We start from the raw sequence: 21,792 nt of genomic DNA on the forward strand, positions 1-21,792 counted from the left end.
CATTGGAAATTTAATGCCGCCTAGGCGGGCAGAAGAGGTATACTTGGGGTATACCTCTTTTGCTATTCGCCGGGAAAGGAGAACAACATGTATAACGTGCTGCTGGCAGATGATGAAATATTGGACCTGGAGGGCATGCAGACTTTTATCCCTTGGGAGCGTCTCGGTCTTCATGTGGTCGGGGCAGTCAATAACGGCTTCGATGCCGTAAGGGTTATGGAACAGGAGAAGGTCGATATCCTTGTAACCGACGTAAGGATGCCGAGCATGACCGGTCTGGAGCTGGCCCGTAAGGCGCTGGAGCGGCATACGGGACTGCGGGTTATTTTCGTTAGCGGGCATCAGGATTTCGGCTATGTTAAGGAAGCGCTTTCTCTAAAAGCTTGCAGCTATGTGCTGAAGCCCATGGACGATAACGAGCTGATCCAATCGCTCGAAACGATAATCGGAGATCTCAACCGCGAACAAAAGCGCCGCAAAACGGAACGGGCCTTCGAGCAGATGAGACCGATCGTGCACAATGAATATGTGTTTCGTTTGCTGGAAGGCACGGCAGGCCGGCAGGAGCTCGATGACTTGCTGACCGAGGAAGGTCTGGAACCGATCCGCTATCCCATCCGGGCCGCGGTTTTGGAAACCGACGATCTGTCGTGGAAGCTGAATCCGTATACGGCCAAGGAACGCCAGGATATGCTTAACGATTTCGGCGGACAAATCATGGATTTGTGCCGGCCGCGCGGAATTACCCATATGTGCCGGATTACGAAGCAGCGCCTGGGCCTGCTGGTTACGGCCGATGAGAAGGGGAACAAAGAGCTTCAGGAAGTGATCGCTTACGTCAAGGAGCATTTTCCTTTCACGATTACGATCGGGCTCGGCAACCCGGCCGGCGATCCGGCGTCTCTGCAGGAGTCTTACCGCGAGGCGCTCGCCGCTCTCGACGCCAAGATGTTCTACGGCAAAGCGAAGATTATCGAGACCCGTGAAATTCCGAAGGAAGAAATCGCCGACGCCAAGCAATTGGAATTCCGGCTCGACGCTTTGTTCAACGCGATGGTCAAATATGACCTGGTCGGCATTCATGATGAAATCGACCGGCTGTTTAACGTGGCGGTTTGTCTGCGGTCGCGTTTTACGATCCATAACTTCGCCACGTACCTGATCGTCAAGCTGGACGGCTATCTCCAGACGAGAAACGAGCAGTTGTTTACGCTGCTGGGGATGGAGCTGCAAAACCTTGATATTTTGCTGCAATTTGAAACCATTGAGGACATACGCAGCTGGATGCGCCGCATGCTTTTTGAAATTTCGGAGAAGTTGAACATGGGAAATCAGAGCAAAAACCGCAAGCTGATCCGCGATATGATGGAGTATATCAAGGAACGGCTGCAGGAGAATGTGACGCTTCGCGACGTGGCGGACCGCTTTTCTTTTTCCCCGAACTATTTAGGCCATGTGTTTAAAGAAGAAACCGGCCAAAATTTCAGCGATTACGTGATTGCGCTGCGGATGGAAAAGGCGAAGGAGCTTCTGGGCGATCCGACGCTTAAAATCTATGAGGTGGCGGACCGGATCGGCTACAGGTATCTGCCTTATTTCAGCCGGCAGTTCAAGGAAACGTTCGGCATGACCCCCATGCAGTTCAGAAGAAACCACTAACAGCGGAATGCACCCCGGGTGCAGGAAAGGGGCCGGAACGGATGAAACCGGAAGAGCGCCGGCGGTTCGTTCCGTTCGGTTATAAGCTCATGCTCTCGTACGCGCTCTGTATTCTCGTGCCGGTGATCATTGTAGGCTCGTTCGCGGTTTCTACTTTGGTGAAGTCGGTGCGTGAGCAGGCGGAGAGTAGCGTGCAGGGCACGATGAGACAGATCAGGGACAATATCCAGTACAAAATCGAGGATACGAGACGTCTGACAAATATGATTTACGGAGATACGACGCTGGCCAAGCATCTGAAGCATTATGAGGAAGGCTGGGTAAGCTACGACGCGACGACGACTTACCTGCTTCCCAAAATGATGCAGACCATTCAATCGAGCAGCCTCAGGCTGTGGCTTTCCGTCTATCTGCACAATGAAACTCTGCCGGAAGTGTACTACAATCATGAAAATATCGATCCTCTTATGACGGTGGGAAAGCTTTACGAGCTCTACCATATGAACCGGATCATGGACGCAGACTGGTACAAAAGCTTCCCGCCCGAGCGCTACGGAACGACGATGCAGTGGCGGCAGATCGAGGACGACGCGAAGTTCGGCCGGCTTTCCCTGCTGCGCAGAATCGTGGATACGACGAACGGGGTGGAGCTGAGGGAGATCGGCTTCATCCGCGTAACCGCCCATCTGCAGGATCTTTTTGAAAGCGTGGATTATACGAAAGTCGGGGAAGGCAGCGCCATCTATATCGTCGGTCCCCAGGGAGACATCCTCTACTCGTCGGCGGCCGATACGAACATGACGGGCAAGACATGGGATGAATCGTGGGCCCAAAATCATCTCGTGCTGCGCCAGCCCCTCGAAGGACTGGACTGGAGCGTTGTTTCGCTCGTTCCGACCGCGATCATGGAACAGGATGCGGACAAGGTGCGGATGCTGACGGCGATCGTGTGTCTGATTTCCGTTCTGGTTATTTTTTTCGTGGGCTGGATGTTTTCGCGGTTTTTCTCCAAAAGGGTGACCAAAATCGTCTCCGTCCTGCACGCGTTCAGGGAGGGAGAATTCCGTAAGCGGATGGCGTACGAAGGGCGGGACGAATTCGCCCAGATCGCGGCTGCGCTGAACGATATGGGGCAGCACACGGAAGGGCTCATCCGGGAAGTCTATCTCACGAACCTCCAGAAGAAAGAGGCCGAACTGGAATCGCTGCAGGCGCAGATCAACCCGCATTTTCTGTATAATACCTTATCGTCAATCAGCCGTCTGGCCCGGTTCGGCGATATCGACAAGCTTCACCGGATGGTGATCGGGCTGGCGAAATTTTACCGGCTGACCTTGAACGACGGACGCACCTTCATCCCGCTGAGTAAGGAGCTGGAGCAGGCGCAGGCTTACGTGGACATTCAATCGATCAAGTACGGCGACCGGATGGAGGTACTCTTCGATATCCAGCCGGAAGTGAACCGGTACGATACGGTGAAGCTCATCGTGCAGCCTTTTATCGAAAATGCGCTCCAGCACGCCTGGTGCGGCGATCATATTCATATCCGGATCAGCGGGGAAGTCATCGGCGGCGATATTCATCTGAAAATCATCGATGACGGCAACGGCATTCCGCAGGACCGGTTCCGCAAGCTTTTCGATCCGCTGGCCGAGGTGGAATCGGGTTACGGGATCCGCAATGTGGACCAGCGGATCAAGCTTCATTTCGGCAAAAAATACGGCGTCTCGCTTGCAAGCCGGCCGGGAATCGGCACCGCCGTACTGCTGCGCATACCGACCTACAAGCACAAGAAGAACCGAGAATAAACATGCTAAAAAGCTCCCGTTCTGCATAAGCAGAGCGGGAGCTTTTGGTATGGGGAGGTGCGGCAGGCGAAGCGGTCTCTGTGTACGACAGGGGCCGGCTTCGCACGCCGGCACATATGTCCGTATATATCAAGGCGGACAGAGACCGGGCATCCCGTTGCGGGCCGCTCCAGCAAGGCTAAGGCGCCGCTGACGGTACGATGGAAGGGCCGCCGGTTGAGCGATGGCTAGCTGCTCCATCGTACGCGGGGATAAAGCCCTCGCCTGCGCCGGGATTACGAATACGGCGGACGAGAGGCTGGAGCCGGGCTGACGGGAAGAGCCGGCCGTATGACTCGCCCCGGGCGTCAGCCCAGCAGGCGGAAGGACTCGTCGGCCGCCTGCAGCGTGCGGGCCACGTCTTCGTCGGTGTGCGCGGTGGTCAAGAACCACGCCTCGTACTTCGACGGCGCGAGGTTGATGCCGCGCTCCAGCATGAGCCGGAAGAAGCGGCCGAACCGCTCGCCGTCCGTATCCTGCGCCTCGTCGTAGTTCGTGACCGGATGGTCGCAGAAATGCGTCGAGATCGCGCCGGCGATGCGGTTCACGGTCAGCGCGACGCCGTGGCGGGAGGCCGATTCGCGGAGGCCGTCCGCCAGCTTCGCGCCGAGCTGATCGAGGCGCTCGTACGTGCCGGGCTGCCTCAGCACCTCGAGGCAGGCGATGCCGGCGGAGATGGAGGCGGGGTTGCCCGCCATCGTGCCGGCCTGGTATGCAGGTCCGAGCGGAGCGACCTGCTCCATCACTTCCTTGCGGCCGCCGTAAGCGCCGATCGGCAGTCCGCCGCCGATGATTTTGCCGAGCGCCGTAAGGTCGGGCTCGATCTCCTCGGGCCGGCTGTTCAGGCCCGCGTAGGTTTGCGTCGTTCCGTAATGGAAACGGAACGCGGTAATCACCTCGTCGTAGATGACGAGGGAGCCGTTCGCGCGCGCGGCGGCGCAGAGCCCTTCGAGGAAGCCGGGCTTCGGCATGACCATGCCGAAGTTGCCGACGATGGGCTCGACCATCACCGCGGCGATGTCGCCGCCCCAGCGCGCCAGGGCTTCTTCCAGTGCCGGGATATCGTTGAACGGCACGGTGATGACCTCCTGCGCGATGGAAGCGGGCACGCCGGCGCTGTCGGGCGTGCCCAGCGTGGACGGGCCGGAACCGGCCGCGACGAGCACGAGATCGGAATGGCCGTGGTAGCAGCCGGCGAATTTGATGATCTTCGTGCGGCCGGTGTAAGCTCTCGCCACACGGATGGTCGTCATGACGGCTTCGGTGCCGGAATTGACGAAGCGGACTTTGTCCAGCGACGGAACGGCTTCCTTCAGCATCCGGGCGAAGGTAATTTCAAGCTCCGTCGGAGTGCCGTAGAGCGTGCCGCTGCGGGCGGCGCGGATGATCGCTTCGGTGACATGCGGATGGGCGTGGCCCGTAATAATCGGTCCGTAAGCGGCGAGATAGTCGATGTATCGGTTATCGTCCTCGTCCCAGAAGTAGGCGCCTTCCGCACGCTTCATAAATACGGGAGCGCCGCCTCCGACCGCTTTGAACGAGCGGGAAGGGCTGTTGACTCCGCCGACAATGTGCTGGAGTGCTTCTTCGTGGAGCTTTTCGGAACGTGTATGATTCATGGCTATGTAACTCCTTTATGTAGGTAGTGGGGTCGTGTCTTCTCTATAGCCTAACACCGAATGGCGGAGGCCGGGAAGAAAAATAACGTGCCGTCTCCCTGGAGGAGACAGTCACGTTAGAATGCTTTACTGCCTGGAGTTCTTGGCGGCGCCGGAGTTTCCGGAAGTCGGGCTTCCCGAGCTGCCGCCGGATGAGCTGCTGTCCGAGCTCGAGCCGGTACCCGTGCCGGTTCCACTGCCCGTGCCTGCTCCGGGAACGTCCGCCATGCCCTCGAACACATCGTCCAGATAGCGTTTAAGCTTCGTTTTATCGACGGACAGGACCTGGGCGCCGCCGATTCTCCGCTCGATGAGCAGATTCTCGGGAGGAAGCTGGATGCTCTGGATTCCTTTGGCCCTGGCGTCGAAAGCAAGCGAGCCGAGCTTGAGCATATCGCCGACGGACAGGTTCGTATGAATGTAAGGCTCCATTTTGTTCAAAATAGAAGGCAGCTTGAGAATAGACTGCGTAGTCTGCATTTTATCGGCTACGGCGGTCAAAAATTTGCGCTGGCGTTCCGTGCGGGCGTAGTCGGACTGGGCGTCGTGACGGAACCGCACGTACTGCAGAGCGGTCTGGCCGTCGAGATGCTGCATGCCCTTTTTCAAATTAATATCGAATACGTGCCCGTCCGCGGCGTCCGTGTACTTCATGTCCTTCTCGACTTCGAGATCGATTCCGCCGATGGCGTCGACGAGAGCGATAAAGCCTTTGAAATCCGTGTACAGGTAGTACTGGATCGGAATCCCGGTCAGCTCGCTGACGGTTTTCATCGCCAGATTCGGCCCCCCGATCGTAAAGGCCGAGTTGATGCGGCCTTCCTCGTTGCCGGGGATTTTGACCCAGGTGTCCCGGAGGATCGACATCAGGGAGGCTTTTTTGGTCACGGGATCGATGGAGGCGATCATAAGCGTATCGGAACGCGGAGGCTCCCCGTTCTCCACACCTCTGGAATCCGCGCCGAGCAGCAGCACGTTCACACGCCCGGTTCCCTCCCAGACGGGCGGTTTGTAGTCGTCTCCCTGGTAAATCGGATCGAAGTTACCGATCTCGTCTTTGTTGTTAATGTTATCGGCGAAGCTGTATATGCTGTAAGCAAAATAGCCCGCGGTGCAGATCAGGGCGAAAACAATCGCGACAATCAGCATCCGCCACGGTCTTACCCGTCTTTTTTTAGGCTTCGGCATGTGAGTTCATTCCCTTTCCATCTAAAAAATAGGCGTTGTCTGTACATGATTAACTGGATATCCGGCCGCTGAAACAAGGCTTCCGTATTTCCGCGATTTGTACCGGAGGCGCCCCCGGGTGTTTTTACAAAAAGCTCTTTTGTTGTATGATGAGGGGTGGGAATGGCGAACTCATGTATTTCATTATAGGGGCAACTTCTTCTCTGCCGCAAGTTACATATGAATTCACAGGGCTTTCAAACTTTCCCAGTCCAATTAAACAGCAGGAGGAAAACATGCCAGCTATCGAAGTGAGAGATCTCCGTAAAGAGTTCCGCGTGCAGAAAAGCAGAAGCGGGCTCAAAGGAGCGTTCCGCGATCTGTTCGACCGTGAATATAATCAGGTTACGGCCGTTAAAGATATCAGTTTTGAAATTCCCGAGGGAGAGATTTGCGGGTACATCGGTGAGAACGGCGCTGGCAAATCGACGACGATCAAAATGCTTACGGGCATTCTCGTTCCCACCTCGGGCCATCTTCAGGTGAACGGCTACATTCCTTACAAGGAACGCGAAGCTTTCGTCAAAGGCATCGGGGTCGTTTTCGGTCAGAGGAGCCAGCTGTGGTGGGACATCGGCGTCATTGAATCGTTTCAGCTGCTCAAGAAGGTATATCGGGTGCCGGAAAACGATTTTAAAGAGCGGCTGGATGAGCTGTCCGACCGGCTTCAACTGGGCGAGCTGCTGAGCAGACCGGTCCGGAAGCTGAGCCTCGGTCAGCGGATGCGCTGCGAGCTTGCGGCTTCCCTGCTGCACAACCCCGCGATCGTTTTCCTGGATGAGCCTACGATCGGGCTCGACATCGTGGTGAAAACCGAGATCCGCGAGTTCCTGAAATCGCTGAACCAGCGCTACGGAACGACCATCCTGCTGACCACGCACGATCTTCAGGACATCGAGGCTCTTTGCTCGCGGGTCATTATGCTGGACGACGGACGCATCATTTACGACGGCGGTCTCGATCAGTTGAAGGAGACGTGGGGAAAAGGCAAGGAAGTGGTGCTTCAGTTCAACGACCCGGTGCCGCTTGAAAGCCTGAAGCTGCTCACGGAAGGCCTGGACGTAACCTGGGAGCAGGACAGCCCGCTGGACGCCCGTGTGTTTATCCCGCAGCGGAGCGCGAACGTGTCCGATGTTCTGGCGCGGATCGTCGGTGTCGTCCAGATTGCGGATATCCGCATCCTGGAGACGAATACCGACGATATCGTCCGCGAGATTTATAAATCCGGTTCGGCGGAAGTCCGGAAGCCGTCCGCTCCGGAAGCGGGGGAGCCGGGCAGCGGGGCCGAAGAGGACAAAGGAGCGGTGCCGCATGTATAAGGCTTATGTGGAGCTGATCCGCATCCGGTTCATAACCATGCTCGCCTACCGGGTTAATTATTACAGCGGCATTCTGGTGTACGCGCTCAACATCGGTTCCTACTATTTCCTGTGGAAAGCGATTTACGGCAGTCAGGAGACGCTCGGCGGACAGACGCTGGGACAGATGACGACGTATATTGTTGTGTCCTGGATGAGCCGCGCTTTTTACTTCAATAATCTGGACCGGGAAATCGCGAATGAGATCCGGGACGGAAGCGTCGCGATCCAGTTTATCCGTCCTTACAATTATGTCGTGTACAAAATGATGCAGGGCCTCGGAGAAGGCTTGTTCCGTCTGCTTCTTTTTACGACGCCGGGTCTCGTTATCGTTTCTCTCTTGTTCCCGGTCGAGCTGCCGACGGATCTATCCTTGTGGCTCGTTTATCTGCTGATGCTGCTTTTCGCTTTCTTAATCAATTCCCAGATTAACATTATGACGGGATTGTCCGCGTTTTTCCTGGAAAACAGCGAGGGCATGATGCGGATGAAGCGGGTGGCGGTCGATCTGTTCTCGGGACTGATCCTGCCGATCACGATGTTTCCCGGCTGGACGGCGAAGCTGCTGGAATGGCTGCCGTTCCAGGCCATCACGTATTTGCCCGGTTCGGTGATTACCGGCAAATTGACCGGAAACGCCGTATGGCAGGCGGTTTCGATCCAAGTCATCTGGTTCGTCGTGCTTCTTGTGCCGATTGCCTTCATGTGGCATAAAGCAAGAACCCGGCTGTTCGTGCAGGGGGGTTAATGGATGTTTTACTTATCGCTTATTCTTGACTATCTCAAAAATTATTTGAAAACCCGGCTGACCTATCGTTCGGATTTCTGGATCGAGGTCGTTTCGGATTTGCTGTTCAACGGGCTGAACCTCGTGTTTATTCTCGTCGTCTTCCAGCAGACCGCGCTTCTCGGCGACTGGAACCGCGACCAGATTTTGTTCATCTACGGCTTCTTTATGATCCCGTACGGATTGTTCTCGACGATATTCAATTTGTGGAATTTCAGCGAGCGCTACATCGTCAAAGGCGAAATGGACCGCATCCTGACCCGCCCGGCCCACAGTCTGTGGCAGCTTATGCTGGAGAACATGGACCCGGCCTCCTTGTTCAGCGCTCTGGCCGGACTGGCCGTGATGATCTACTCATGGGGCCAGCTCGGTCTACCGGTCCACTGGAGCGATCCGCTCATAATGCTGATGATGGTCGTGTCCGGCGTGCTGATTTACGGCGGCATTTACGTCTCGCTGAGCGCGCTTGCGTTCTTTTCCGACTCGCCGACGGGCATTATGCCGCTGATCTGGAACATCCAGAACTACGGACGGTATCCGGTCACGATTTACAACAAGCTGCTGCGCGGGATTCTGACGTGGATTCTGCCGTTCGCTTTCGTCGGCTTCTATCCGGCGGCTTATTTCCTGGATCCGCTCAATTGGAAGGGCTTTGCCCTGCTGACACCGGTCATGGGGATTATTTTCATTACGATCGGCCTTAGCGTCTGGAACATCGGGGTCAAGCGCTACCGGGGTGCGGGGTCCTAATCCGGCGGGCGCAGCGGAAGCTGCCACAATATTCAGGCTGCTTTCAGCAAAGTTTTAGGTACCGCTAAGCTTGGCGTAAAAGTTTCGTCATAATTTCTGCCTATACTTGGGATGTAGCATAAACAAGCCCCCCATTTGAAAGGTGGAAATATGAATGAATAAAACACGCAGCAAACTGATGGTATCCACATTGGCCGCAGCACTTTTGCTCGGCGGAGGAGCCGCTGTTTCCAGCCAGGTATTCGCAGCCGACAGCACCGACTCGGGCCAAACGTCAACCCAGCAATCGGCTCCGTTCAAGCATGGCGGCAAGGACCGCAAGCCTTTTGGACAATTCGGCGGTCCGGGATCTTATCTGAAAGACGCGGCATCCGTGCTCGGTCTGGAAGAAAACGCCTTGATTACCGAGCTGAAAGCGGGCAAATCCTTGGCCCAGCTCGCCGAAGCCAAAGGCATCAGCCAGGCGGACCTGGTGAAGAAGCTGGTGGAAGCCTCCACGAAAGAAATTGATGCCAAAGTAACCGAAGGCAAAATCGACAGCACGAAGGCGGCCGAACTGAAAGCGGATCTTCAAACGCGCATCGAGAAGGCCGTTACGATTACCGGCTTGAAAGACTTCAAAGGCGGCAAGCACGGCCGCGGCGGCGGCTTTGTAGATCCGGAGAAGCTGGCGGCTATCCTCGGCATTACCAAAGACGAGCTGAAAACGCAGCAGGAGGCGGGTAAAACCGTCGCCGAGATTGCGGAAGCCAAAGGGATCACAAGAGAGCAGCTTCTTGAGAAGCTGAAAACGGAGCTGACGCCTTCGCTGGAGAAATATATCGACGCGAAGAAGGGCGACAAGCCTCAGAAGAAAGATCAGAAGCAAGCCCAGGCGCAGCAGGCCGAGTAAGAAGGCCTACAGCATACTGCGGCAGGCAGAGAATTCAAAAAAAGACCGGCAGCGAACAACGCTGCCGGTCTTTTTTTGCGTGCAAGGCTCAGCCTGATTTCCCTTGCATCCGCAAGGTGAGTATAATGGTAACTAATGCAAAAAACGATGAACCGAAGGGGGTTCCCGAAGATGAGTATGAGCATGGGGCAGCAGGCACCGGAATTCGAACTGCCGGCCAACAACGGCCAGCACGTGAAATTGTCCGATTTCAAAGGAAAAAAAGTAGTCCTGTATTTCTATCCGAAAGACATGACGCCGGGATGCACGACCCAGGCGTGTGATTTCAGGGACAAGCACACGGAATTTGAATCTTTAAACGCCGTCATTCTCGGCGTCAGCACGGATTCTTTGAAACGGCACGAGAAATTTATCGACAAGTACAGTCTGCCTTTTCTCCTGCTTGCCGATGAAGACCACGCGGTATGCGAGATCTACGGGGTCTGGAAAGAGAAGAGCATGTACGGCAAAACGTTTATGGGAATCGAGCGCTCGACATTTCTCATCGACGAGGCTGGCATCCTTGCCAAAGAGTGGCGCAAGGTTAAAGTCAAAGGCCATATCGAAGAAGCGCTGGCTTATCTGAAGGAAAACTAGGATGTTTGGAAGAAATCCGTTGACGAAACTTACGAGTGACGAAACGAAACTTACACGTCTACCCACCGCTGGCTCTCATGGCTTTGCAGAACCGCTTCGACGATTCTCATTACACCGCAAGCCTGGTTGAAGGTAGCGAACTTCGATCTCGTTTCATCCGTCTGGCGCGCTCTGCGCTTGCCGATGAGAGAGTAGTAGTCGAGCAGCAGGTTTTTGAGCGCATCGGGCCAGCCCTCTTCATGACCGCCGGGATAATGGGTGATGGAGGCGGCCTGGGAGCTCATCAGGCTCGCATCGCGCATCTGGATCTGATTGGGAACATCCCGGGAGCCGATCCACAGCCGGTTCGCTTCCTCCTGGTCCCAGCGCAGGGCGCCTTTTTCGGCGGAAATTTCGAAATACAGCTTGTTTTTGCGGCCGGGACTGACCTGGGAGATGCAGAAGACGCCTTTGGTGCCGTCCTCGAACCGGACCAGAATGGACCCGAAATCCTCGGTGTCTACCTCGACGCGTTCGCAATCCTCGGGCTTGGGCGCCGCATTCGTGAACGTGGCCTGCTCGTCCGTGGGCTTATACCGCACGGGGTGCACGATACCAAGGTCCGCGAATACGGACACGATCCGCGTGCCTAGCACGTACTGGACGGTGTCGCACCAATGGGAACCGATGTCCGCCATCGCCCGGGAAGGCCCGTTCAGGCGCGAATCCATGCGCCAGTTATAATCCGTCTCGTACAGCAGCCAGTCCTGGAGGTAGCCGCCCAGCACATAGTGCGGCCTGCCGTATGTCCGGGAAGCGATCTGCTGCTTGATTTCCTCGACGAGGGGATAGTGGCGGTAAATAAACGCCACGCCGGCGACGAGACCTTTTTCACGCGCAAGCTTCTGCAGTTCATCCGACTCCTCGACGGTAACGGAGAGCGGCTTTTCGGACAAGACATGTTTGTCGGCAAGCAGAGCCGCCTTATTGAACGTATAGTGCAGATGATTGGGCGTGCAGTTGTGTACGACGTCGATATCCGGGTCCTGGATAAGCTCCATGGCATCTGAGTAATACATGGGAATCCGGTAGCGGGCCGCCGCTTCCTCCGCATGCGACAGCCTGGAAGAAGCGATCGCGACGACTTGAACCGATGGCACCCGCTGAAGGGCTTCGATGTGGGCCATGGCCGAGAATCCGGTCCCGATCACGCCGACTTTAATATCTCCCATTCGTTTCACCTCTTTAATTAGTCTGGTTTGCGGTTAACTGTGCTAATGTTCAACTCCCTGGAACAGGCAGAAGGTTAAAGATGCAACTTTTAATCTACTTTTACCCCAAAAAGCGCCGGATTGATTGAAGAACTGAAAAATTTCGGAAACCGGAGGGCTTTTATGGAAGCGGTCATACGTGAAAAATTAAAGGAAATCGAAGAGAACGAGCAGGTCAAAGTCTTGTTTGCTGTAGAATCCGGAAGCCGCGCCTGGGGATTTCCTTCCACAGACAGCGACTACGACGTCCGGTTTGTTTATGTCCGCAGACCGGAGTGGTACCTTTCCATCGATGACAAAAGAGACGTGATCGAAGTACCGATCAACGAGATGCTTGATATAAACGGCTGGGACATCCGCAAGGCGCTGAAGCTGTTCCGCAAATCGAATCCGCCTCTTATGGAATGGCTGATTTCGGATATCGTTTATCAGGAAGCTTACGGCTTTAAGGAAGAGATGCTCCGCCTCCGCGGCGAGGTGTTCTCGCCCAAGGCGTCTCTTCATCATTATCTGAGCATGGCGAAGGGCAATTTCCGCGAATACCTCCAGAGGGACCAGGTCCGGATCAAAAAATATTTTTACGTGCTCCGTCCGATTCTGGCCTGCAAATGGATCGAGGAAAACGACACGAACCCGCCTATTCTTTTTCAGGAGCTGGTTGACAGGCTTCTGCCCGAATCCGGATTGAGAGATGAGATCAATGAGCTTTTAAGGAGAAAAATAGCCGGGGAAGAGCTGGATCTCGAAGCAAAAGTCGAGGTGATTCACGCATTCATCGGCAAAGAGATCGAACATCTGACGGAGGTGGCCGCGGCAAGCAAGACGGAGCTGGCGGACCCGACGCCTCTGCTTGACGATCTATACCGCCGCTATTTAACTCTCGTCTGGAAATAAAATGCTAGATTTACGAACCGCATACCGCTTGTTTACGGGAGCCTGGCGTCAGCCGGGCTCTTTTTTACGCGCAAAAGCATACCTCCCGCAACTCTCTCATATACTCTATCAGCAGCCAAATGATTGAATAATGCGGAGGGATTGTCATGCTGAGAACGAAATTGTCCCATTTTCGCTTTACCCGGATCGCTCTTATTCTTCTACTTATTTTCGTTGCATTCCCCTCTATACAGCCTGTGCAAAAAGTTTATGGAGCCGAAGCGGACGCCGAACCGGCAGGAAATATTTATGAAGCGGTTAAAAGCGGAAGTAAGGTCGCCTCGGACCAAACCTACGCGGTTCCAGACAAACCGACGGTCTATTTGACGTTCGATGACGGGCCGAGTAAATATACGCCGGAAGTGCTGGATATTTTGGGAAAAGAAGGCGTCCCCGCTTCCTTTTTTGTCGTCGGTGAGCATGTGGAGGATCATCCTGGGCTGGTCAAGCGGATCGTCTCCGAAGGCCATGCGCTCGGCAATCACAGCTACGATCATACCTACAAGAAGCTTTATTCGGATTACAAAGGCTTCTGGAAACAGGTCGAGCAGACCGACCGGGCTATCGAGAAAGCGGCCGGTTTCCGGACCGGTTTGATGCGGGCTCCGGGAGGGACCGCCGAAAATTTCGATGCCTTCTACTTTTACTACATGAAGGAAGCGGGTTATACGCTGTACGACTGGGATATCGACAGCGAGGATTCTAAGCGTACGGGCGTCCCTGCGGCGGAAATTATCCGTTCGGTCCGTAAAGCTCCGCTTAAGCACGAGCTGACGGTTTTGTTTCATGACGGCACCGGGCACAAGGAAACGGTAAAAGCGCTCCCGGAAGTCATCCGCTATTTCAGGGACAAGGGCTACGCGTTCGCGAAGCTGGACGACCGGGTGAAGCCCGCGCAGTTCCCCGTCCGCGAAGCCCGGCGGTGGCAGCGCAGCACCCCCGGCGAAGCGGACTTCGCCCGGACAGCCGCGGCGATGAGAGAGTGGGCCGCCGCCGTTTCCGGAGGGCGCCCGCCTGTCCTTTCCGGCGAAGAAGCGGCCGTGGGAGCGGGCTCTGTCCGGCCCCGGCAGGCGGAGCCCCGGCTTCCCCTGACGCTGACCGTAGACGGAAGAAGAACGGTGCTTCCGCCCGAACAGGCTCTTTTCCGGGAAGAGCGGCTGGAGGTGCTTCTGCGGGTGCTTGCACAGCAGTTGGGGGCCAAGGTCGACTGGAACCAGGCGGCCTCCACGGCGAGCATTGACTACGGATTCACCCGGCTGGACTACAATCTGCGCGACTATACCTTGTCGGTACGCCTATGGGCCGGGGTGACGGCCGTCTATCATCTGCCGAACATGCGCCTTCTAGACGGGAGTCTCTATGTTCCTCTCAGGAAGACGGTAGAGCTACTGGGCGGCGGTATACTGGACTATCACGCGGATGGAAGCGGGAGAGAAGTGACGATATCCGGGGGAACCGCTCTTTTTTCTAGCAAACTGTAAGTCTATTTCCATAGAGAACGGGGAACACTGGGAATATATCATTTCACTAGGAGGCTTTCCCCGTGATTTCCAATCGGACGTTCTTATTTGACCAGCCCCATACTCTTCTGCAAAAAGTAGTCGATCAAGTCGCCAAAGTCATCTTCGGCAAACGGGATACCATCGAGAAAAGCGTCATTGCCATGCTGTGCGGAGGCCATGTTCTTCTGGAGGATGTGCCCGGCGTAGGCAAAACGCTGCTGGTCCGCAGTCTGGCGGCCACGGTGGGCTGCGGGTATAAAAGAATTCAGTGCACGCCGGATTTAATGCCGTCGGATATAACCGGAGTTTCCGTGTTCCAGCCGCAAACCGCCGCCTTCGAATTCAGGCCGGGACCGATTATGAATCCGGTCGTTCTGGCCGATGAGCTGAACCGTGCGCTGCCCAGGACACAGGCGGCCTTCCTGGAAGCGATGGAGGAGCGCAGCGTAACCGTGGACGGTGTCACTTACGAGCTTCCGAAGCCTTTTCTGCTCCTCGCCACGCAAAACCCGCTCGATCATGAAGGGACTTACCCCATTCCCGAAGCGCAGCTGGACCGCTTCATGATGAAGCTGTCGCTCGGCTATCCGGAGCACGGGGACGAAGTCGGCATGCTGGAACAGCAGCTTCAAAGACGGTCGCCGGACAACCTGAGGCCCGTTCTTCTGCAGGAGGAATGGGTGCAGCTGCAAAACGAGGCAGCCACCGTCAACGTCGACGAGTCTCTGTGCGAATATATCGTAAGCCTTGCCGCGGCCACGAGGAGACATCCCGATCTGCGGCTTGGAGCCAGTCCCCGCGCATCGGCGGCCTTGATGCGGGCCGCCCAGGCCAGGGCGCTGATGCAGGGCCGCCGCTACGTCGTGCCCGATGACATCAAATTTTTGGCGGTGCCCGTATTCGCCCACCGGCTGCTGCCCTCGACCGACGCGCTTATCGGCGGCAGGAGCCCGCGCGCCGCGGTAGAAGCGGCCATTGCATCCGTGCCGATTCCCGTGCTGCGCTTTGCGGCTGTCCGCTAGGAGAACGCCATGATGAAATCTTGGCTGAATCTGGCGGGGAGTGTTGCGGGAGCGGCGGGGGCGCACGCCTTTTACCTCGTATTCGGGGGATTGGCTCCCCTGATCATCGAGTGCCTGCTGTGGGCGAATGCGGTCTCCGGCGCTTCCGTCCTGTTCTTCACGCTTAACGGGGCGGAGGTTTCACGCAGTCTCGGGGCGCCCCGGCTTTTTGCCGGTCAGAAGGCGGAAGTTAAGCTTGTCGTGGCTCAGCGTTCTCTGCTGCCCGTATGCTGGATGGTTGTCCGCGAACACTGGGTGCATGAGGGGCGGGAAGAGACCAGCAGCAAGTCGCTGCTTTGTTTTCCCTGGATCTCGCCTGTTGTTTCGCTTTCATACAGCATGGACGCCGTAGAGAGGGGAAAGTATGTTTTGGAGCGGACAGAGCTGCTTTGCGGGGATCTGTTCGGACTGTTCACCAAAAGGCGCGTCGTGAAAACGGAGGCCGCCTTCACGGTCTATCCGGTGCCCGATTCATTCGGGCTGCGCGGAGCGGCGGGTGCGGAAAGCGATAGCCGCGGGAAGCTTTCCCGGCACCTTACGAGCGGCACATCGGCTGGCGTCCGCGCCTACACCGCGGGAGATCCCATGTCATGGATCGATTGGAAAGCGACTGCCCGCAGGGGCTCGCTGCAGACGCAGGTGCGCACCGGAGCCGTTAAGCCGTCCCGGATCATCGTGCTCGACACGGATCCGGGCTGCGGGGGAGCGGACACCGGGTGCGGCTGCACGCTTTCGCCGGGCAAGGGCGGGAAAGGCCGGAAAGGCGGAAGAGGCCAGAACAGCATAACCGATATGGCCGGTATGATCGGTATAAGGGGCATAAACGGCATGACCGGAGCGGGCGGCTTCGGCGGCAAGCGCGGAGAATCCGCTGAGAGCGGCAAGAACAGTCCGATCGGGAAACCGGATACCGCTCCGGGAGATTGGAGTGATCCGGGTAGAACGGATAAACAGCCGCAAGCAAACCGCCGGCCCGGTTTCGGCAGAAGCAATTCCACCCGTGGCAATTACCCGGCATCCGGCCCTTGCCCTCGCGGACAGGCCATGCTGGAAAAGCGGATCCGGATCGCCGCCTATGCCGTCCTTGAACCGGAAACGGGAACCGGCGGGATCGTTACAGGAACCTCTTTCCGGGACAAAGCCGTACTTGCTCAAACGGACCAGCCGTATAGTTATCCGCGTTACCAGGGCGCATCCCCGCTCAATCCGGAAAACGGTGCCCCGGCTCCATTTGCAAACGCATCGCTGGAACTGTTGGCGGCCGTCCGTGGCGAGACAGGCAAAGGGGTTTTACATGCTGCGCAAAGAACATGCTTCCAGAGCCCCGGGCGTTACGCTGCTCTATCTGACTTCACGATTGGATGAAGCCTTAATAGTCTGTGCAATGGAACTGCTTGCCGCAAGACGGCCTCTGCAGATTGTGTACGTTTCACAATCGCCCGAGCTTACGCCTCCGGAGCAAAGAAGACTCTCCGTGCTGCGTGAAGCCGGGGTGGAGGCGGCCTGCTTTGCCGCCGCGGAAGATGACAGGGCCGCCGAAACGCCTGTTGCGGGACGCAGACTAGGCGCAAACAAATCCGGCCCGGCCGTGAGCAAACGAACATTTTTCACGAAAAAAGAAAAAGCGAAACAGTCAAATATTTCTGATACGGCGGCCGATAGTTCCACGGTTGCTCAGGGAATAGAGAGATCCGGCAGTGACGCTTATCCATGGGCGGCATCCGGGTCGTCCGGCAGCGCTGATTTTTTCAATGAGTCTTCGTCTGTCCCTCGCAGCTTCGCGGAAAATAAAGAGAAGCCTAAAGAAGGGGGGACGGAAGATGCGATCGGCTAAAAATATTTCATCCTATGGAGCTGCGGGTTCCGGGATTTCGTCTGAAAAGCATAAAGCTCCCGGACGCCTCGTTGAGAACGGGAAGCGGGAAGAGACCACATGGGTACGGGACGCTGCGCTAACGGTGATTTGGTACATGCTTCTGCTCGAATGGCTGAATCCGCTTGCTCTCGGAGCCGGCGGATTCCAGCCTTTCGGCATCCAGCCTTATGCGGTCATGTTCGGCTATTTCCTGCTGCTCTCGGCCGGCGTACGTTCTTTTGCGCTCTTGTGGATTCTTAATCTGGCGGGGATGGCGGCCGTTTCCGGGTATCAGTTTCAGAAAGAACTTTTCCCTTTCGGCGCTTGGCCGCTTCGGCTTTGGGACCAGTTATCGATGGACCTCGGCTATGCGGCGTCCGGCCAGCTCGGCGCACTTAGCGGGTTGACCGAATCCCTGCTGTTTCTGTTGGGTGCGGCCGCTTTTATTTCGGCATCCCATCAACTGCTGCTGCACCGGCAAAACGGGGCCTGGTTTGCAGCCGCAACCGGCGGTTATTTAATGCTCCTCCAAATCGGCCTCGGCATCGACACAACGCCCGGCTTGATCCGCACGGGGGCGCTTGGACTGCTTCTGCTTGCAGGCCTGACGGTTCCCCGTCTGCGGAGACAATTCGGCATCACCGTAACCGGCCGCGGGGGGTCTTTGCCGTGGACGGGCATCAGTTTGTTGGCTGCGGCGGTTTTCTATGCGGCGGGAAACTGGGCAGCGGGCGAAGGCGGATCGGCTGAAAAAATGAAACCCCTGAGCTTGTCCGCCGCCGCAGACAAGTGGGCTTCGCTTATGCGCGGGCATACGGCCACGGGTCCGGGTGCCGGACAAACCAACGGCTCGTCCCTGAGAATTTCAGGATATGGAGCCGATGATTCCGTGCTGGGCGGCGCTCTGATTTCAGACAACCGGGTTGTGTTTACCGCCCGGACGCCGGTTCGCACGTATTGGCGCGGGGAGGCCAAAAGCGTCTATGACGGGCGCGGCTGGTCCCAGCCTTCCGGCACGCTCCGTCCGGCATTCCCGACTTTGTCGGGGCAGACGGAGTCGGCGGGGAGGGATGGGACGGTATCTGTGGACGGCGGCGTGTCACTCGAAGGAATTGAAGCGGGAGCGGCCGGAGCCGGAGACGGGGACGGGCAGCCGGCAACGGGAAGCACTGCGGCTTCGTCGTTTGTGGAATCCTATGCCCCTGATGCCTTAAATGCCTCAGATGCCGCCGTTATCGCAGCCTCTCCAAAAATCCCTTTTACTCAGGAGATCACGGGGCTCTCGGGGCAATTGGGGATGCAGTTGTTTGCCGGAGGCAAAATGTTGAAGCTCGAAGAAGCAAGAAATACATCCGGCGAACCCGTGGAGCCGGGGGCCTTCTGGCTGAATGACGAAAGCGGCAAAGTCGCCCTCCCCGTCACGGATGAACCGCTGCAATCCTACCGTGTGACGGTTACGCGGTTTGCATTCGGCAGGGACTGGTCCATGCCCGATCCGGGCCCGCAAGCGTCGTCTTTTACGCCGGTGAGCGATGCCGAGATCAGAAGCGGACTGCGCAGCAGTGCGGGTGGCACGGAGAATGGCGGGGATGGCAGAAGGGATCGGGCCGTGGGCGATAATGCCGGCGGTACGGGGGCCGCAGTAGGTGGCTCCGGTCCAGGTAACAGTAGGGGAAACCCCAATGGTACGGGAACCACAGGTGAAAACTCTAGCCCAGCAGCGAATAAAAGCCGAGGAGCCGGCGGCACAAACGTCAGCGGCGGCCTTCGTGAAACTGTAGACGCCGAAGCCGGAAGTCCCGAACGGGGCACGCATGCTTCGGCTTCCCCCACCGGGCTCTCCGCTTATCTTCAGCTCCCGGACCGGCTGCCGCAGCGCGTCCGCGACCTTGCGGAGCGTGTGACTGCCGCCGGCGGGCAAGACCCTCTCGCGGCGGCGCTTGCGCTGGAGCGGTACCTCCGCACGGAGTACCGCTACAGCATGGACAAGCCGACGCTTCCCGCCGCCGGCGAAGACTTTGTCGACCACTTCCTGTTCGTCGACAAGCTGGGGTACTGCGACCATTTCTCGTCGGCTATGGTCGTCATGCTGCGCGCGGCGGGCATTCCCGCCCGCTGGGTCAAAGGCTTCGCCCCCGGCGAAGCGGGCGAGCGCGGCACGGACGGCAGCCTAGCGGTAACCGTCCGCAGCCGCGACGCCCACTCGTGGGCCGAAGCGTACATCCCGGGCGCCGGCTGGCTCGCGTTCGAGCCGACGCCCGGCTTCGCGGCTCCGTTCGGCACCGGAGCCGAGGCCGTGCCCGCAGCCGTTTCCTCACCGGAAGAGGAAACAGCCGCCGCGGACACGGCAAGCCCTTGGGCAGCGCAGCTGCTGCCCGCACTTGCCCGGGCGGCCGATTCGCCGGCCGCCCTCGGTTCGGCCGCGCTGCTCATGCTGCTGGGCGCGGCCTGGCTGCTGCGGCGCTTCCGTCCGCGCCGCGCATCCTATGCGCCGCTGCGCAGGAGCGCGGGGCTCCGCCGCGGCACGGGCAGCACGGCGCTGATGGAGCGGCTGTGGCTGAAAGTGTTCCGCAGCCACGGCCGCCCGGCGCCGCAGCAGACTCTCCGCGAGTACGTCGCGGGGCTCGCGGAGCTTGATCCCGGCCGCCGCCGGGCGCTGGAGGAATTTGCCGCTTTGTACGAGGAAGTCCGCTACGACCGCAGCGGTGCCGGGATTATCGGCAAAGGGCGTATTTTAGATCTTTGGAAGCGGATCAAAGGCGGGGGTATGCCTTGATTCATCCGCCTTTGTTATATATAATGATCAAGATTATACTAGGAGGCGGACCATGGATATCCAAAAAACACACGAATTAATTGTCGTTTTAGACTTCGGCGGGCAGTACAATCAGCTGATCGCCAGACGCATTCGCGACCTTGGCGTTTACAGCGAATTGCTCCCTTACAATACTTCAGCGGACAAAATCCGCGAACTGAACCCGAAAGGGATCGTTTTCTCGGGCGGACCGGTCAGCGTATACGGAGAAGGTTCTCCGGTTGTAGACCCTGGTGTGTATGATCTCGGCATTCCGATCATGGGCATTTGCTACGGCATGCAGATGATCGCGCACCAGTTGAACGGTAAAGTAGAGCGCGCCGTTACGCGCGAATACGGCAAATCGGAAGTTGAATTCCAGTCTCACAGCCGTCTTGCGAAAAATCTGGATTCCAAGCAAGTCGTTTGGATGAGCCACGGGGACCATGTCTGCGATCTGCCGGAAGGCTTCGTTCTTGACGCAAGCACGGAAACATGTCCGATCGCGGCGATGAGCCATCCGGACAAAAATATCGTGGCCGTACAGTTCCACCCGGAAGTCCGTCACTCGGCGCAGGGCAACGAAATGATCCGCAACTTCATTTTCGATATTTGCGGCTGCACAGGTGACTGGAGCATGGAAAGCTTCATCGAAGACACGATCCGCGATATCCGCGAACAAGTCGGCGACCGTAAAGTGCTGTGCGCACTCAGCGGCGGCGTAGATTCCTCCGTTGTAGCCATTTTGATCCATAAAGCGATCGGAGATCAACTGACCTGCATGTTTATCGATCACGGCCTGCTCCGTAAGGACGAAGCCGAAAGCGTAATGGAGACTTTTGTAGGCAAATTCGATATGCATGTTGTCAAAATCGACGCTCGCGACCGTTTCCTCGGCAAACTGGCCGGAGTAAGCGATCCGGAGCAGAAGCGTAAAATCATCGGCAACGAGTTTATCCGCGTCTTCGAAGAAGAATCCGCACAGCTGGGCGACTTCGCTTTCCTCGCTCAAGGTACGCTGTATACGGATATTGTCGAGAGCGGCACGGCAACGGCTCACACAATCAAATCTCACCACAACGTAGGCGGACTTCCCGAAGACATGAAGTTCCAGCTTGTCGAGCCTCTTAAGGCGCTCTTCAAGGACGAAGTGCGCAAAGTGGGCGAAGAATGCGGACTTCCGGGCGCCATCGTATGGCGTCAGCCGTTCCCGGGTCCGGGTCTTGCGATCCGTGTTCTAGGCGAAGTGACGGAAGAGAAGCTGAAAATCGTCCGCGATTCCGACGCGATCCTCCGCGAAGAAATTGCCAAAGCCGGTCTCGACCGTGAGATCTGGCAGTACTTCACGGCTCTTCCTAACATGAAGAGTGTGGGTGTTATGGGCGATGCCCGGACATACTCTTACACAGTAGGTATCCGTGCCGTTACATCTATTGATGGTATGACAGCCGACTGGGCGCGCATTCCTTGGGATGTCCTGGAGAAAATCTCCGTGCGGATCGTCAACGAAGTGGACAACGTCAACCGTATTGTCTACGACGTAACGTCGAAACCGCCAGCAACGATCGAGTGGGAATAGTATA

General features: G+C 57.2%; 17 protein-coding genes. 14 read left to right on the forward strand and 3 right to left on the reverse strand.

The features are described from left to right. The first annotated feature begins 87 nt into the window (after window positions 1-87). Together C4S74_RS17100 and C4S74_RS17105 are read left to right on the forward strand one after the other, a co-directional pair. Window positions 88-1,659, forward strand: a complete 1,572-nt coding sequence (locus C4S74_RS17100) for a response regulator (protein WP_103996506.1) — start codon at window positions 88-90, stop codon at window positions 1,657-1,659. A 41-nt stretch (window positions 1,660-1,700) separates the two neighbouring features. Further along, complete coding sequence (locus C4S74_RS17105) at window positions 1,701-3,467, forward strand: sensor histidine kinase (RefSeq protein ID WP_103996507.1); 1,767 nt, start codon at window positions 1,701-1,703, stop codon at window positions 3,465-3,467. Between the two features lie 347 nt (window positions 3,468-3,814). Here the strand turns inward: C4S74_RS17105 and C4S74_RS17110 are convergent, their stop codons facing one another. Together C4S74_RS17110 and C4S74_RS17115 are read right to left on the reverse strand one after the other, a co-directional pair. Next, complete coding sequence (locus C4S74_RS17110) at window positions 3,815-5,125, reverse strand: glutamate-1-semialdehyde 2,1-aminomutase (protein WP_103996508.1); 1,311 nt, start codon at window positions 5,123-5,125, stop codon at window positions 3,815-3,817. A 126-nt stretch (window positions 5,126-5,251) separates the two neighbouring features. Then, entirely contained in the window at window positions 5,252-6,352 is a 1,101-nt protein-coding gene (locus tag C4S74_RS17115; RefSeq protein WP_258042513.1) for an LCP family protein, read from the reverse strand. A gap of 275 nt (window positions 6,353-6,627) precedes the next feature. On the opposite strand from C4S74_RS17115, the gene C4S74_RS17120 reads away from it, so the two are divergent. The 5 genes from C4S74_RS17120 (at window position 6,628) to bcp (ending at window position 10,814) form a co-directional block, all read left to right on the forward strand. Continuing rightward, on the forward strand, window positions 6,628-7,710 hold the full coding sequence (locus C4S74_RS17120; protein WP_103996509.1) for an ATP-binding cassette domain-containing protein: 1,083 nt from the start codon (window positions 6,628-6,630) through the stop codon (window positions 7,708-7,710). Beyond that, a complete protein-coding gene (locus tag C4S74_RS17125; protein WP_103996510.1) occupies window positions 7,703-8,497 on the forward strand; it encodes an ABC-2 family transporter protein in 795 nt (264 codons plus the stop codon). Before C4S74_RS17120 ends, C4S74_RS17125 begins: the two co-directional genes overlap by 8 nt. A 3-nt stretch (window positions 8,498-8,500) precedes the next feature. Next, window positions 8,501-9,286, forward strand: coding sequence for an ABC transporter permease (locus C4S74_RS17130; protein WP_103996511.1), 786 nt, complete (start codon window positions 8,501-8,503; stop codon window positions 9,284-9,286). 154 nt (window positions 9,287-9,440) lie between these two features. Then, window positions 9,441-10,178, forward strand: a complete 738-nt coding sequence (locus C4S74_RS17135; protein ID WP_103996512.1) for a hypothetical protein — start codon at window positions 9,441-9,443, stop codon at window positions 10,176-10,178. A gap of 171 nt (window positions 10,179-10,349) precedes the next feature. Next, window positions 10,350-10,814, forward strand: a complete 465-nt coding sequence (gene bcp / locus C4S74_RS17140) for a thioredoxin-dependent thiol peroxidase (protein ID WP_103996513.1) — start codon at window positions 10,350-10,352, stop codon at window positions 10,812-10,814. 50 nt (window positions 10,815-10,864) lie between these two features. On the opposite strand, the gene C4S74_RS17145 is transcribed toward bcp, so the two are convergent. Continuing rightward, window positions 10,865-12,025 carry a Gfo/Idh/MocA family protein gene (locus tag C4S74_RS17145; RefSeq protein ID WP_103996514.1) on the reverse strand — a complete coding sequence of 387 codons (1,161 nt, stop codon included), beginning with the start codon at window positions 12,023-12,025 and terminating at the stop codon, window positions 10,865-10,867. A 162-nt stretch (window positions 12,026-12,187) separates the two neighbouring features. Here C4S74_RS17145 and C4S74_RS17150 point away from each other — a divergent pair, with 162 nt between their 5' ends. The 7 genes from C4S74_RS17150 (at window position 12,188) to guaA (ending at window position 21,788) form a co-directional block, all read left to right on the forward strand. Then, a complete protein-coding gene (locus C4S74_RS17150; RefSeq protein WP_103996515.1) occupies window positions 12,188-12,958 on the forward strand; it encodes a nucleotidyltransferase domain-containing protein in 771 nt (256 codons plus the stop codon). 146 nt (window positions 12,959-13,104) lie between these two features. After that, the gene (locus tag C4S74_RS17155) at window positions 13,105-14,478 is read left to right on the forward strand and encodes a polysaccharide deacetylase (protein ID WP_103996516.1); all 1,374 of its coding nucleotides are present in this window, start codon (window positions 13,105-13,107) and stop codon (window positions 14,476-14,478) included. Between the two features lie 62 nt (window positions 14,479-14,540). After that, window positions 14,541-15,521, forward strand: a complete 981-nt coding sequence (locus C4S74_RS17160; protein WP_103996517.1) for a MoxR family ATPase — start codon at window positions 14,541-14,543, stop codon at window positions 15,519-15,521. A 9-nt stretch (window positions 15,522-15,530) separates the two neighbouring features. Beyond that, window positions 15,531-16,925 (forward strand): DUF58 domain-containing protein, encoded by a 1,395-nt coding sequence (locus C4S74_RS17165; protein WP_258042514.1) that lies wholly within the window; start codon window positions 15,531-15,533, stop codon window positions 16,923-16,925. Further along, a complete protein-coding gene (locus C4S74_RS27055; RefSeq protein ID WP_258042515.1) occupies window positions 16,855-17,394 on the forward strand; it encodes a hypothetical protein in 540 nt (179 codons plus the stop codon). The genes C4S74_RS17165 and C4S74_RS27055 overlap by 71 nt, the downstream gene beginning before the upstream one ends. Continuing rightward, window positions 17,381-20,191 carry a transglutaminase domain-containing protein gene (locus C4S74_RS17170; protein ID WP_103996518.1) on the forward strand — a complete coding sequence of 937 codons (2,811 nt, stop codon included), beginning with the start codon at window positions 17,381-17,383 and terminating at the stop codon, window positions 20,189-20,191. Before C4S74_RS27055 ends, C4S74_RS17170 begins: the two co-directional genes overlap by 14 nt. Before the next feature lie 52 nt (window positions 20,192-20,243). Then, entirely contained in the window at window positions 20,244-21,788 is a 1,545-nt protein-coding gene (gene guaA / locus C4S74_RS17175; protein WP_374755404.1) for a glutamine-hydrolyzing GMP synthase, read from the forward strand. The last annotated feature ends 4 nt before the right edge of the window (window positions 21,789-21,792 follow it).

The sequence above is a fragment of the Paenibacillus sp. UNC499MF genome, assembly GCF_900107975.1.
Lineage (GTDB): Bacteria > Bacillota > Bacilli > Paenibacillales > NBRC-103111 > Paenibacillus_F.

What these genes read in the sequence shown, in the direction of transcription:
- C4S74_RS17125 (WP_103996510.1), top strand. Translation starts at nt 7,703, where the DNA reads ATGTATAAGGCTTATGTGGAGCTGATCCGCATCCGGTTCATAACCATG.
- C4S74_RS17105 (WP_103996507.1), top strand. Translation starts at nt 1,701, where the DNA reads ATGAAACCGGAAGAGCGCCGGCGGTTCGTTCCGTTCGGTTATAAGCTC.
- C4S74_RS17155 (WP_103996516.1), top strand. Translation starts at nt 13,105, where the DNA reads ATGCTGAGAACGAAATTGTCCCATTTTCGCTTTACCCGGATCGCTCTT.
- C4S74_RS17130 (WP_103996511.1), top strand. Translation starts at nt 8,501, where the DNA reads ATGTTTTACTTATCGCTTATTCTTGACTATCTCAAAAATTATTTGAAA.
- C4S74_RS17110 (WP_103996508.1), bottom strand. Translation starts at nt 5,125, where the DNA reads ATGAATCATACACGTTCCGAAAAGCTCCACGAAGAAGCACTCCAGCAC.
- C4S74_RS17170 (WP_103996518.1), top strand. Translation starts at nt 17,381, where the DNA reads ATGCGATCGGCTAAAAATATTTCATCCTATGGAGCTGCGGGTTCCGGG.
- C4S74_RS17135 (WP_103996512.1), top strand. Translation starts at nt 9,441, where the DNA reads ATGAATAAAACACGCAGCAAACTGATGGTATCCACATTGGCCGCAGCA.
- C4S74_RS17100 (WP_103996506.1), top strand. Translation starts at nt 88, where the DNA reads ATGTATAACGTGCTGCTGGCAGATGATGAAATATTGGACCTGGAGGGC.
- C4S74_RS17165 (WP_258042514.1), top strand. Translation starts at nt 15,531, where the DNA reads ATGATGAAATCTTGGCTGAATCTGGCGGGGAGTGTTGCGGGAGCGGCG.
- C4S74_RS27055 (WP_258042515.1), top strand. Translation starts at nt 16,855, where the DNA reads ATGCTGCGCAAAGAACATGCTTCCAGAGCCCCGGGCGTTACGCTGCTC.
- bcp (WP_103996513.1), top strand. Translation starts at nt 10,350, where the DNA reads ATGAGTATGAGCATGGGGCAGCAGGCACCGGAATTCGAACTGCCGGCC.
- guaA (WP_374755404.1), top strand. Translation starts at nt 20,244, where the DNA reads ATGGATATCCAAAAAACACACGAATTAATTGTCGTTTTAGACTTCGGC.
- C4S74_RS17120 (WP_103996509.1), top strand. Translation starts at nt 6,628, where the DNA reads ATGCCAGCTATCGAAGTGAGAGATCTCCGTAAAGAGTTCCGCGTGCAG.
- C4S74_RS17115 (WP_258042513.1), bottom strand. Translation starts at nt 6,352, where the DNA reads ATGCCGAAGCCTAAAAAAAGACGGGTAAGACCGTGGCGGATGCTGATT.
- C4S74_RS17150 (WP_103996515.1), top strand. Translation starts at nt 12,188, where the DNA reads ATGGAAGCGGTCATACGTGAAAAATTAAAGGAAATCGAAGAGAACGAG.
- C4S74_RS17145 (WP_103996514.1), bottom strand. Translation starts at nt 12,025, where the DNA reads ATGGGAGATATTAAAGTCGGCGTGATCGGGACCGGATTCTCGGCCATG.